Source organism: Spirosoma fluviale (genome assembly GCF_900230225.1).
Taxonomy (GTDB): Bacteria; Bacteroidota; Bacteroidia; order Cytophagales; family Spirosomataceae; genus Spirosoma; species Spirosoma fluviale.
On record NZ_OCNH01000002.1, the window covers coordinates 360,058 to 372,031 of the forward strand.

The 11,974-nt window shown below is 51.5% G+C and carries 12 protein-coding genes; 8 read left to right on the plus strand and 4 right to left on the minus strand.

From position 1 onward, the window contains the following. The first annotated feature begins 10 nt into the window (after positions 1 to 10). From CRO74_RS12325 to CRO74_RS12340, 4 genes are all read left to right on the plus strand, one after another. Positions 11 to 832, plus strand: a complete 822-nt coding sequence (locus CRO74_RS12325; RefSeq protein WP_097127084.1) for a ceramidase domain-containing protein — start codon at positions 11 to 13, stop codon at positions 830 to 832. Positions 833 to 850: 18 nt separating this feature from the next. Further along, positions 851 to 3,133 (plus strand): DUF7133 domain-containing protein, encoded by a 2,283-nt coding sequence (locus CRO74_RS12330; protein WP_097126363.1) that lies wholly within the window; start codon positions 851 to 853, stop codon positions 3,131 to 3,133. A gap of 114 nt (positions 3,134 to 3,247) precedes the next feature. After that, a complete protein-coding gene (locus tag CRO74_RS12335) occupies positions 3,248 to 4,567 on the plus strand; it encodes a Gfo/Idh/MocA family protein (RefSeq protein WP_097126364.1) in 1,320 nt (439 codons plus the stop codon). A 256-nt stretch (positions 4,568 to 4,823) separates the two neighbouring features. Then, the gene (locus CRO74_RS12340; RefSeq protein ID WP_097126365.1) at positions 4,824 to 6,341 is read left to right on the plus strand and encodes a sulfatase family protein; all 1,518 of its coding nucleotides are present in this window, start codon (positions 4,824 to 4,826) and stop codon (positions 6,339 to 6,341) included. A 232-nt stretch (positions 6,342 to 6,573) separates the two neighbouring features. Here CRO74_RS12340 and CRO74_RS12350 read toward each other — a convergent pair whose 3' ends face one another. Beyond that, entirely contained in the window at positions 6,574 to 6,894 is a 321-nt protein-coding gene (locus tag CRO74_RS12350; RefSeq protein ID WP_097126367.1) for a BrnT family toxin, read from the minus strand. Positions 6,895 to 6,920: 26 nt separating this feature from the next. Then, a complete protein-coding gene (gene prfA, locus CRO74_RS12355; RefSeq protein ID WP_097126368.1) occupies positions 6,921 to 7,994 on the minus strand; it encodes a peptide chain release factor 1 in 1,074 nt (357 codons plus the stop codon). A gap of 186 nt (positions 7,995 to 8,180) precedes the next feature. On the opposite strand from prfA, the gene CRO74_RS32390 reads away from it, so the two are divergent. From CRO74_RS32390 to CRO74_RS12370, 3 genes are read left to right on the plus strand one after another with little or no spacing between them, the layout of a single operon-like run. Beyond that, positions 8,181 to 8,468: a DUF4160 domain-containing protein gene (locus tag CRO74_RS32390; protein WP_097126369.1), complete on the plus strand. Its 288-nt coding sequence runs from the start codon at positions 8,181 to 8,183 to the stop codon at positions 8,466 to 8,468. Next, positions 8,425 to 8,736, plus strand: a complete 312-nt coding sequence (locus CRO74_RS12365; RefSeq protein WP_097126370.1) for a DUF2442 domain-containing protein — start codon at positions 8,425 to 8,427, stop codon at positions 8,734 to 8,736. Before CRO74_RS32390 ends, CRO74_RS12365 begins: the two co-directional genes overlap by 44 nt. A gap of 21 nt (positions 8,737 to 8,757) precedes the next feature. Continuing rightward, positions 8,758 to 9,351, plus strand: a complete 594-nt coding sequence (locus CRO74_RS12370) for a hypothetical protein (protein WP_097127085.1) — start codon at positions 8,758 to 8,760, stop codon at positions 9,349 to 9,351. Between the two features lie 109 nt (positions 9,352 to 9,460). Here the strand turns inward: CRO74_RS12370 and mnmH are convergent, their stop codons facing one another. Together mnmH and CRO74_RS12380 are read right to left on the minus strand one after the other, a co-directional pair. Further along, on the minus strand, positions 9,461 to 10,525 hold the full coding sequence (gene mnmH, locus CRO74_RS12375; RefSeq protein WP_097126371.1) for a tRNA 2-selenouridine(34) synthase MnmH: 1,065 nt from the start codon (positions 10,523 to 10,525) through the stop codon (positions 9,461 to 9,463). A gap of 119 nt (positions 10,526 to 10,644) precedes the next feature. Then, positions 10,645 to 11,388 carry a pyridoxine 5'-phosphate synthase gene (locus CRO74_RS12380; protein ID WP_097127086.1) on the minus strand — a complete coding sequence of 248 codons (744 nt, stop codon included), beginning with the start codon at positions 11,386 to 11,388 and terminating at the stop codon, positions 10,645 to 10,647. 130 nt (positions 11,389 to 11,518) lie between these two features. Here CRO74_RS12380 and CRO74_RS12385 point away from each other — a divergent pair, with 130 nt between their 5' ends. Beyond that, the gene (locus tag CRO74_RS12385; RefSeq protein WP_097127087.1) at positions 11,519 to 11,968 is read left to right on the plus strand and encodes a GatB/YqeY domain-containing protein; all 450 of its coding nucleotides are present in this window, start codon (positions 11,519 to 11,521) and stop codon (positions 11,966 to 11,968) included. Positions 11,969 to 11,974: the final 6 nt, after the last annotated feature.

Sequence of the window (11,974 nt, forward strand, 5' to 3'; positions counted from 1 at the left end):
CTCTTTAGTTATGCCATCCCAGACCATCTATAAACTCCTTATCCGCTCGTTTTTTCTGACGCTGGGTATGCTCGTTATCTGGTGGGGGCTGGATTCCTTTTTTAGCGGCTCGGTTTGGGCGGGCATGGTGGTCAGCAAATCGGCGCTGGTGGTGGAATACTGCGAATTCAATAACGTGGCCCGGTTCTTTCACCAGCCCATGAATACATACTCCAATCTGGCGTATTTCTTCTTCGGCGTGCTGATCCTGCAAATTGCTTACGACGACTATAAAAAGGAAGGCATCCGGCGACAGAACCGGCTGGAATCGTTCCCGATGCTTTCGGCCCTCATGGGCATCTGCTTCATTTATCTAAGCTTCGGCAGTGCCTTTTTCCATGCGTCGCTGACGTGGATAGGGCAGCGCGTCGACATGAACGGTACATACGGAATTACCCTCGTACTGGTCAGTATCGCGTTTTATCATGTGTTGCCTGAAATTAGATTTACGCAATTCGTTAAAAACGTCTGGGTCATTGCTTTAGTCATTGTGATTCTCCTGTTTTTGAAAATTGCCTTGTTGATTTCCAGTGGTGTTCTGTTGCCTTCGTTAATTCTGGCCCTGCTGGTAGGCATTGCAGTAAATTATCTCCAATTCAGGAAAAAACGCTCGATCCTGTTAGCCGTTGCCAGCCTGGTGCTTATGGTGGTTGCCGTCCGATTTCGCACGCTGGACGTGCAGAAAATAGGCTGCGACCCGCATTCAGTGATTCAGGGGCATTCCATCTGGCATTTACTAACGGCGCTGAGCAGCGTTTGCAGTTACTCATTCTTTCGATTTGCTAAACCCTAGACCAAAATACTCGCTAACATGAAGCGTAAACCATTGATTGTTTGCACGCTGGCTCTATCCGCATTGATCTACGCCTGTAAAGTGCAGATGGCGACGAACACCCCCGCCGGTAGCCCGGCTCCGATGACTGCCGCCGTCGATAAGGATACCGCGTTGCCATTGGCTCCGTTTGCCGTTACGCCCCTAACGCCCGAGCAAAGCCAGCAGGCCTTTGTGCTGCCCCCTGGTTATCATATGGAACTGGTGGCCAGCGAACCCATGATTACCGAACCCGTTGCCATTGCCTGGGACGGTAACGCCCGCATGTATGTGGCCCAGATGGAAACTTATACGCAGGACGCCGATGGTACCGGCACCAAGGACAAAAAAAGCCGGGTAATGCTCCTGGAAGATACCAACAACGACGGCAAAATGGACAAAAGCTCGGTGTTCATCAAAGACCTGATGCTGCCGCGTATGATCCTGTGTGTCAACCATGAACTTCTTGTCAATGAGACTGATACCTACGATATTTTCAGCTACAAAGACACCAATGGCGATGGCGTAGCGGATGAAAAACGAGCCGTATACACGGTTGGTAAAGTAGCGCCCGGTAACCTCGAACACCAGCGTAGTGGGCTGGTCTGGAACATCGATAATTACATCTACCAGACTGTTGACCCCATTCGTTTCCGGTACGTGGGCGGGATGCTCAAACCCGATTCCCTGCACAGCGGCTCCAATGGGCAATGGGGACTGACGCACGACAATTACGGCCGGTTGTTTTATAGCCGGGGTGGGGGCGAAAACGCCGGTTCGGGCTTTCAGATCAACCCGAAATACGGTGCCCTGGAGTTTGCCGACGCGTATAACGAAGAAACATTCAGCCCCGTCTGGTCGCGCATTTCCAATCCCGAAGTGCAGGGTGGTCCGCCCCGGTTACGTCCCGATAGTACCCTGAACCACTTTACGTCGGGCAATGGCCAGTCTATTTTCCGGGGCGACCGCCTGCCTGCCGATCTGGTGGGCGATTACCTGATCAACGAACCCGTAGCACGGATTATACGCCGGGCGAAAGTCGTTAATCGGGACGGCAAGACCTATCTGGAAAACGTGTACAAGCACAAGGAGTTTATTGCCAGCACTGACTTTTTCTTCCGACCCGTCAACACCTACACCGGCCCGGATGGCTTACTGTACATCATCGACATGAACCGGGGCATTATTCAGGAATCCAACTGGACGAAAAAAGGGACGTTCCTGCGGAATAAAATCGACCAGTACGGAATCGCCAAAGTGAACCAGCGCGGCCGCATCTGGCGGTTAGTACACGATGGCTATACACCCGGTCCGAAGCCTAACATGCTCGACGTTCCGGCGGTCGATTTAGTGAAACACCTGGATCATGCCAACGGCTGGTGGCGGGATAATGCCCAAAAACAGATCGTACTTCTCGGCGATAAGTCGGTTATTCCGACGCTGAAACAAATGGCTGGCGGTCAGAAAGGGGCTTCGGCGTTGGGACGTCTGCACGCGTTGTGGACGCTCGAAGGTCTGGAGGCCATCGACAAAGAGCTGTTGACGGCTACGCTTAAAGACACCGATGCGCAAATCCGGCGGGCATCGGTCTGGATCAGTGAGCGTTACCTCAAACAGAACGATGCCGACATGATTGCCCGCGTAGGTGGTCTGGTGAGTGATCCGAATTACGACGTAAAAACGCAGTTGGTTCTATCCTTAGGGGCTAATAAAAATGAGCGCGCCCGGCAAATCGTTCAGGATATTCTGGCCCAAAATCCGGAGAATCAAATGCTCGCCCGCGCCAAAAACAGCATCGACCGAAACGAAGATGCCAAGGTATACGGTATGAAGCTGGGTGGCTTCACGGCCTCGGAGCGGAAGCTGATCGTGAGTGGGGGAGAAATTTACAAAGGCATGTGTTCGCCCTGCCACGGGGGCGATGGCAATGGCTTACCCACCAATGCGGCACCGGCCTTGCGAGGAGCCAGACACGTTAATAACGACCGGGATTACGCCATCCGGATTTTGCTGCATGGCCTGAAAGGCCCGATTGAGGGGAAGACGTACCCCAGCGAAATGGCCTCAATGAAAGACAACACCGATGAGTGGATTGCTTCGGTGGTCAGCTACATCCGCTATGAATTTGCAGGTACGTCGGTGAGAGGGATAAAAGGTCGGCAATCGGCGGTAGTTCAGCCCGAGGAGATCAAAAAAGTACGGGAATCCTACCCATCCTCACGCGAAGCCTGGACAATAGACGAACTTGAAAAACAACTCCTGCCCACAACGACGTTGAAGTAATTGTTTTGTGTAGTACCGACCGTCCCGGTCGGGTGTGAAGTAAGTTGCCTTACACCCGACCGGGACGGTCGGTACTACACAAAACAAATCCAACCCCCTTTTACCAACATAAACATGAAAGAAGAACAAGGCATTAATCGCCGGGATTTCGTTGGGAAAGCCGCTACCGCTGTGGCCGGTTTTATGATCGTTCCCCGCTTCGTGCTGGGCGGCAAACGGCCAGACGGCACCAAATATCTGGCACCCAGCGATGTTATTTCCCTGGGCTTTATCGGTACCGGCAAGCAGGGAAAAGGGCTTATTAATTCGTTTTTAGGTACGAATGAAGCCCGGATCATTGCCATCAGCGAAGTCTACAAAGCCAAAGCACAACAGGGACTGGACCGGATAAAAGCCCATTACGAAAAGAACCCGCAGTCAGGCAAGTACGGTGACGTTCCGGTCTATACCGATTTTCGGGAGCTATTGGCCCGTAAAGACATTGACGCCGTAGTCATTGCCACCCCCGACCATTGGCACGCAGCTATGGCCGTTCGGGCGGCTCAGGCGGGCAAAGATATTTATTGCGAGAAACCACTGGCGCTTACCGTGAAAGAAGGTCGGGCCATGGTCGATGCCGCCCGCAAATACAACCGGGTGTTCCAGACGGGAAGTATGCAGCGGTCGTGGCCGGAGTTTCGGCAAACGGCCGAACTGATTCGCAATGGCTATATCGGCGAAGTAAAAACGATTAAAGTGAACGTCGGCCCACCGCCAACGCCTTACGATCTGCCTGCCGAACCTATTCCCGATGGGCTCGACTGGGGTAAATGGCTCGGCCCCAACGAGCCGGTGGCGTTCAATTCTGAACTGGCACCCCCGCTTTCGAAAGATGTGTTCCCCAATTGGCGCAACTACCGGGAGTTCGGCGGGGGCATGGTGACCGACTGGGGTGCCCATATGTTCGACATCGTGCAATGGTCGCTGGATATGGACAACAGCGGTCCCGTAGAGGTGATTGCGCCTGATGGCAAAGACCACCCGTTTCTGACCTATAAATACGACAACGGCATTGTGATGACCCATGAGAAATGGGACTGGAACAACGCCATACATTTCGTGGGGACGGAAGGTGAAATTAAAGTGCAGCGGAAAAAAATCGAAACGACACCGATTTCATTGGCCACCAAAGAAATTGGCGAGACCGAAAAGCATGTATACAGGAGCGACAACCATTACAAGGATTTTCTGGAGGCCATGCGCAAACGCAGCAAACCCATCTGCGACGTTGAGATCGGCCATCGCACCGCATCGGTCTGCAACATCGGTAACATTGCGTACCGACTGAATCGCCCCCTGCAATGGAATCCGAAGAAAGAACAGTTTAAGAACGATGCCGAAGCCAATGCCCTCCTCGGCCGCCCCATGAAAAATGAGTGGGGGATTAAGCTTTAAGTAATGCCGGTTTGTGTAGTGCCGAGCGTCGGCCCGGCGACCGTCCCGGTCGGCCGTGAAGTAAGTTGCCTTACACCCGACCGGGACGGTCGCCGGGCCGACGCTCGGCACTACACAAACCGTTTCTTTCAGCCGCTCGGCATTTTCGGCGATGCGGAGTTACTGTATCATTGGTCTTGTCCTCACAGACCGAAGATACGGTTGCGCGGCTTCCCTGCCGCGTTACGTATACAGAACCAATACCCCACCAATCAGAATGCTTAGATTTACTAAAGGGAGTGTCGTCATAGGCATCATCGGCTGTGTGCTGATTTGTATCAGCATGGCGATGAGACCCGCCCGGTCGCAACCGCCTAATATCGTTTACATTCTAGCCGATGACCTGGGCTACGGCGACGTGTCAGCGTATAACCCGGCGGGCAGGATTGCTACGCCCAACATTGACAAACTTGCCTCGCAGGGGATGCGCTTTACGGATGCTCATTCGCCGTCGGGTGTTTGCACACCTACGCGGTACTCCTTGCTGACGGGTCGTTATCCATGGCGCAGTCGCTTACCCGTGGGTGTTTTGCGCGGCTACAGCCGGACATTGATCGAAGCGGATCGTCCAACGGTGGCTTCGTTACTTAAACGTAATGGGTACCAAACGGCGGTCATTGGTAAATGGCATTTGGGCCTGGATTGGGTTCCGAAAAAAGGTAATGAGTCATTGTTAGCGTCGGCGAATTATGGCATCCAGGCAGAAATGGACCCGGAGGTGATCGATTTCTCACAGAATCCGGCGCAGGGACCTAATACCGTTGGGTTCGATTATTCGTATGTGCTGCCCGCTTCGCTCGATATGCCGCCCTATTGTTACCTGGAAAACCATAAACTGACCGAGTTACCCACAGACTACACCAAAGGCAATAAAATGGAGTCGGGCTATGCGGGGCCTTTCTGGCGCGAAGGCAGGATGTCGCCCTCGTTCGATTTTCATGGCGTGCTCCCTCGATTCGTTGAAAAAGCTACGAATTTCTTGAACCGTCAAACGGTGAAAAAACCGTTCTTTCTGTATTTGCCGCTGGCCGCACCGCACACACCCTGGATGCCAACCAAAGACTATACCGGTAAATCGAAAGCAGGAGAGTACGGCGATTTTGTGCAGCAGGTCGATGCGGCTGTAGGGGAAGTGCTGGCGGCACTCGAAAAAACAGGACTGGCTGGGAATACCCTCGTGGTTTTCACCAGTGACAACGGCCCCTATTGGCGGGAGGATTACGTAAAGCGGTTCGATCATAAAGCCGCCGGAGAATTTCGGGGCATGAAAGGCGATGCGTTTGAAGGGGGCCACCGTATTCCGTTTATCGTCCGCTGGCCCGGCACCGTGAAAGCCGGAACCGTGAGCAACGCCACAACGACCTTAGCAAACCTGACCGCTACCTGTAGAGAGATTCTGGGCAATACCAGCCCAAATGTGGAAGACAGCTATAGTATTTTGTCGGTGCTTTCCGGGAAAACCAACGACGTATCGAATCAACCGGCGGTTGTGCATAGCTCGTCGATCGGCTTTTTTGCCATTCGGAAAGGGGATTGGAAATTGATCGAAGGGTTGGGTTCGGGCGGTTTTACAGAACCTAAAGAAATCAAGCCTAAAGCGGGCGAGCCCATCGGGCAGTTATACAACCTCGCCACTGATCAACTGGAAACCACCAACGTGTATCAGCACCATCCCGAGAAAGTAAAGGAACTAACGGATTTGCTGGCAAAAATCAAGGAAGGGAAATCCAGGTAAAGCCAACTGCCGGAAACAACAGGCGCGACAAAATACTCTTTTGCCGCGCCTGTTATGTCTCGAAGGATGAGTGAACTACTGATACCGTCAAATAGATTGGCGTTTGGAAGCTTCGATTGCCAATACGTCTTCCAAGGTAAGATAAGGCCCCGAATGAGTAGCCCATCGCTCCCCCGATTCCGCTAATTCAGCCGAGGTATGCCCGTTTTTAATCACCTTAACCTTTGAGGCTTTAGTTACCTGGGTCTTCTTTCCTTTGTTGTTGGCTGATTTGAGCATAACGAATTCGTTCTTTTCGGCTGGCTGGTCGGCAACTTATCGGTCTAATTTGACCATTTCTAATTGAAAAGACAACGTATAGTAGTCGATTTTGGTTGCTAAGACCGACACTATGATACTGTTGCTCTCCACGGCTATCAATTCGGTCAGGTAATGGCTTAAAGTCACTATCAGCGAATAAGCTTTCTACTTCTTCTATAGTGTTTCCTCTTTCAGGGTAATCTTCTGTAACATGCTTTTTATTACCAGAATCCCATTGAAAGGGTAGAGACATTCGTCGGGAAATTAATAAAGAGTTATCTAAACCGTTGCGCCTTCTTTCAGCCGTTCGGCGTTTTCGGCGATGCGAAGTTGCTCGATGAATTCGCCGATGCCACCGTCCATCACAGCAGGCAGGTTATACACTGTTAGCCCGATGCGGTGATCCGTTACGCGGCTTTGGGGGTAATTGTAGGTCCGGATCTTGTCGGAACGGTCGCCACTGCCTACCATCGTTTTGCGCTGGGAAGCGATGGCGTCGTTGTGTTTCTGTAATTCGATTTCGTATATCCGCGACCGTAATACCGTCAGGGCTTTGTCGAAGTTTTTTAACTGCGACCGCTCATCCTGGCACTGAACAACGATACCGGATGGTATGTGAGTAAGCCGCACCGCCGAATAGGTAGTGTTTACCGATTGACCACCCGCCCCTGACGAACAGAAGGTATCCTTCCGAATGTCGTTCATGTTGAGCTCAACGTCCACTTCTTCGGCTTCGGGCAGCACGGCAACGCTGGCCGCCGAGGTATGAATACGGCCCTGGGTTTCGGTAGCCGGTACACGCTGCACCCGGTGAACGCCCGACTCGAATTTCAGTTTGCCGTATACATCTTCGCCTTCTACTTCGGTAATAATCTCTTTGTAACCACCAGACGTTCCTTCGGTAAAGTCGACCAGCGACATTTTCCAGCCCATTTTCTCGCAGAAACGTTGGTACATGCGGAAAATATCGCCCGCAAAAATGGCCGCTTCGTCGCCACCGGTGCCTCCCCGAATTTCCAGAATGACGTTTTTGCTGTCGTTCGGGTCTTTCGGCATCAGCATTTCCTTGAGGATTTCCTCCAGTGTATCCCGGCGAGGCAGCAGCTCGTCCAGTTCGCCTTTGGCCATTTCCCGAAAATCTTCGTCCTTTTCGGTCGCGATGATTTTCTTTGCATTGTCGATCTCTTCAAGCAGTTGCAGGTAGGCCTGGTACTGCACGACGATCTTTTCCAGATCCTTGTATTCTTTGCTCAACTTCATAAACCGCTTCTGGTCCGAAACTGCTTCGGGCTGCACGATTTGTTGAGCTACTTCGTTGAAGCGTTCGCGGATGGCTTCTAACTGGTCAAGCATATATGTATAACTTTTTCTGTTATTCCGGGGAATAAGAAGAGCGTGTATCTAATAAGAAAAACAAAATTACGAAAATTCTGTGGTTCACCTTTGTCTGATTGCCGATTGGCACCCGGCTAACACCTGAGTGCTTTTTAAAGCAGTATTTTTGTTGGTAAGGTTACAAATTTGGTGGTATGTTTGTCCATGCCTAAATTTTTTGAATTGTATGGCTGGCGTTTTTTTGCGGTCATGTTCGATCTATTAAACGAACCTTTTCATATTCACGTTACAGACAAAGGGAAAAAGGAATGCAAATATTGGGTAACGCCAGAGGGCGCTTTTCAGTTAGCCTTTAACCGAGGGTTTTCCCGACATGAACTTCGTAAAATAGAAAAAGCGATTACAATGCACGCAAGCCAGGTAATCGATCAATACCAAATATACTGTTATGAGAACGGCATCCAACCCGACTACAAAACGCTTACTCGCTAAACTGCCCACTAATCCTGCCTTGCGGATTGATCCACATCAGCTGCCGGATTTATCGACTGTCGAGGTGTCTGGTATGACAGTTGTCTGTGGTTTTGAGGATGGACGTATGATTAGCTTTCCGCTTAGCTGGTCTAGAAAGTTAACAGAGGCTACTGCTGAACAACGTCAGGCATTTGAATTTAACGCCCATTTTATTTTTTGGGACGATATTGACGAGATTATTGGCGTGAGAAATATTCTCTTTGGCAACCAATTGAAGTGGGAATAATTGATGAATAAAGGCTTAATCATGACACTGGAAACATTTTTTTGTACGCTTACATTTTCCGTTTTTTTAATTTCCTGCAATCCCGAACGGGTTCGCTACACCAATGAGTTGAAGCAGGAAATGGCCGACTCGAAGATCAAGCGGATTACGAATGCGGATCTGGTCGAAACGGTCGATGATTTGGGCGGAAAGGTAATCGCCGTGGTAGAAAAAGAACTCACCACACAGCTTCAGAAAACGACGGACCCCGCCGAGCGGGCAAAAATATGCCAGTTGCAGAACCTGCCCCGCACGAAAGCCATTGCCGAACGTTATGCGCTCGACATACGCCTGCTGGGTGAGGCCGATATTCAAAACAAAGCACTGACTGCCAAGGAGCGGGAAATTCTGGATGCTTATCTGTACAGTGCCAAACAGAAGCAGTCGCCGATCTCCAATATTCAAAAGCTTACGGATACCACCTACGTCTATAATAAGCCCGTACCACTCAGCAACCCCATTTGTGATGTTTGCTTTGGCAAGCAGGAAACGCCATTTGCGGTCTGGCATCTGGGTTTCAACAAACGCGAAGTGGTTCGGCGGATGAGTGCGTCGGTTAAGAAGAAGAAAGCGTAGGGTTGTGGTTGCTGGTGCGGGTATTGGTGTTGCTGGCGCGAGTATTCACTCGTGTCAGTTAATAAAGCCAGTATTCACTGGCGGTTAAATGCGTCAGCGAATGCTGACTTTATGAGAGGCACGGGTAAATACCCGCGCCAGACGCGCCAACCCGCGCCACCCACTCAATTAGCTGCTTTGCGGTTTCTTCCGGATTATCCTCGGCAGTGTTAATCGTTTGAATTGTAGCCGGGTCGCGGTGGGAAAGGCCGTGTAAGTAGGCTTTGTCGTAATAGTCCAGTGTCAAATCAGCGACGGTGGCGTAGTCGTGGTTGACTAGCGCGTTAAGGGCATCCTGTGTGACTTTGCCGCCCAGCCGTTTGCGTATTCGCTCGGTGGCTTCGACGAGTAGGCCGTGGTCTATGTTGGCGTATTCAGTCACCAGGCGGGTTACGCGTTTGGCTTTGGGTAAGTCGATGAACGCGACAGGAGCCGACCGCATCTGCTGCCAGAGGGCCATTGGAATAAAGCACGAACCGATGTTGCGACTTTCGTCTTCAAGCCAGATTCGGCGACTGGTGTCCAGGGTCAATAGTGTCTGGAAAATCAGGTTTTCAAACTGCTCCGAAGCCGGTTGCGGTCGTTGCCCGATGGCTCCGTACGACGATCCTTTATGGTTGGCAAGCCCTTCCAGATCAATGATCTGTTCGCCTTGGCGAGCCAGCTCTTTTAGAATGTCGGTTTTACCACTACCCGTTTTTCCCCCCAGAATGATAAGGTTCAGGGGTTGCGCGAAGGAGTCGAGCACGGCATTGCGGTAGGCTTTGTAGCCGCCCACCAGCGTCGACGCGGTCAGTCCGGCGGTGTCCAGCAGCCAGGCAAACGACCCGCTGCGCATACCGCCCCGCCAGCAATGGACCAGCACTTCCTTGTTTTGCGGGTTCAGCTTTTTCGACTGTTTTACAAAATCGGCCAGCTTCGGTCCAACCATACTGAGGCCTATTAGCACAGCCGCGTCTTTTCCCGCATTTTTGTATTTGGTGCCCACCTGTGCCCGCTCGTCGTTGTCGAAAAGCGGTATGCTCACCGCCCCCGGAATATGCGCATGGTCATACTCCCCCGGCGACCGGACATCAATGACCGGCAGGCTACGTGCCTTCTCTAAAAACTCTTCGACGGATAGTTTGTGGACCATATTTCTGAACCCGGATTTAGCTGATTTTTTTGATGGGCTATGATTTTGGTAATTAACGGGTTAGCCCATTTATCTGAGGGAAGTAAAAGTTACCTACTTTTAAATCATAGTCTGTCAAATTAATAAAATAAATCCTGCGGGGCCGCCCGGCGGTTCAGACACCGTAAATACATTTGTATCGTATTCTCCAGTCCGAAATAAAGCGCGTCGCAGATAAGCGCGTGGCCGATGGATACTTCTTCCAGACCGGGGACTTGCTCATCAAAGAAGCGCAGGTTTTCCAGACTCAGGTCGTGTCCTGCGTTCAGGCCCAGGCCCAACTCAATGGCGCGCTGAGCAGCCCGGACAAATGGTGCCACGGCGGCTTCCCGGTTCTCGGTGTAGTGGGCCGCGTAGGGTTCGGTGTATAACTCAATGCGGTCGGTGCCCACGGCTTTAGCTCCTTCGACCATGCGCTCATCGGCATCGACGAAAATAGATACGCGAATGCCATCGGCTTTGAACGTATCGACCAGATTCCGAAGGTGATCGGCATGGCGAATCGTATCCCAACCGGCATTGGACGTGATGGCATCGACCGCGTCGGGAACGAGCGTCACCTGCGCGGGCTTTACCCGTTTGACCAGCTCGATAAACCGCTCGTCGGGGTTACCTTCAATATTGAACTCCGTCGTAACGACCTCGTGCAGGTCCAGCACATCCTGATAGCGGATATGCCGTTCGTCGGGGCGGGGGTGAACGGTAATGCCCTGCGCACCGAAGCGTTCGCAGTCGAGGGCGACTTTTACGAGGTCGGGGTTGTTGCCACCCCGCGCATTGCGAATCGTGGCAATTTTGTTGATGTTAACGCTTAAACGGGTCATCGGGTAATGAATAATGACTAATGTACAACGAACAATGACTGGTTTCTTAACTTTGCTGAACCGTTGATGGTTCATGGGCGCTTACTGTTCTGCCTTATCCATCATTCATTTTACATTACTCATTATACCAATGTCTCTAAAACAACAAATTGACGCCGATATAAAGCAGGCTATGCTGGCCAAAAATCAGGATACACTGCGTGCGTTGCGGGCTGTAAAGTCCATGATCCTGCTTGAAGAAACCAAAGAAGGTCAATCCGGCGATCTGAAACCCGAAGACGAAACCAAAATCCTGACCAAAGCCGTCAAGCAGCGGAAAGATTCGGCGGACATTTACCGGCAGCAAAATCGGGCCGATCTGCTGGCCGTTGAAGAAGCCGAAATCGCCGTTATTGAGCAGTACCTGCCCAAGCAGCTTTCGGAAGACGAACTGAAGGCAAAACTACAGGCAATCATGACCCGTCTGGGGGCTTCGGTGCCATCTGATCTGGGCAAAGTAATGGGCGTTGCGTCCAAAGAACTCGCCGGACAAGCCGACGGGAAAGCCATCTCGGCGATGGTAAGACAACTTTTACAATAAGTTAAA

Coding starts and splice junctions, on each gene's coding strand:
- CRO74_RS12325 (WP_097127084.1), top strand. CDS start 11: ATGCCATCCCAGACCATCTATAAACTCCTTATCCGCTCGTTTTTTCTG.
- CRO74_RS12330 (WP_097126363.1), top strand. CDS start 851: ATGAAGCGTAAACCATTGATTGTTTGCACGCTGGCTCTATCCGCATTG.
- CRO74_RS12335 (WP_097126364.1), top strand. CDS start 3,248: ATGAAAGAAGAACAAGGCATTAATCGCCGGGATTTCGTTGGGAAAGCC.
- CRO74_RS12340 (WP_097126365.1), top strand. CDS start 4,824: ATGCTTAGATTTACTAAAGGGAGTGTCGTCATAGGCATCATCGGCTGT.
- CRO74_RS12350 (WP_097126367.1), bottom strand. CDS start 6,894: ATGTCTCTACCCTTTCAATGGGATTCTGGTAATAAAAAGCATGTTACA.
- prfA (WP_097126368.1), bottom strand. CDS start 7,994: ATGCTTGACCAGTTAGAAGCCATCCGCGAACGCTTCAACGAAGTAGCT.
- CRO74_RS32390 (WP_097126369.1), top strand. CDS start 8,181: ATGCCTAAATTTTTTGAATTGTATGGCTGGCGTTTTTTTGCGGTCATG.
- CRO74_RS12365 (WP_097126370.1), top strand. CDS start 8,425: ATGAGAACGGCATCCAACCCGACTACAAAACGCTTACTCGCTAAACTG.
- CRO74_RS12370 (WP_097127085.1), top strand. CDS start 8,758: ATGACACTGGAAACATTTTTTTGTACGCTTACATTTTCCGTTTTTTTA.
- mnmH (WP_097126371.1), bottom strand. CDS start 10,525: ATGGTCCACAAACTATCCGTCGAAGAGTTTTTAGAGAAGGCACGTAGC.
- CRO74_RS12380 (WP_097127086.1), bottom strand. CDS start 11,388: ATGACCCGTTTAAGCGTTAACATCAACAAAATTGCCACGATTCGCAAT.
- CRO74_RS12385 (WP_097127087.1), top strand. CDS start 11,519: ATGTCTCTAAAACAACAAATTGACGCCGATATAAAGCAGGCTATGCTG.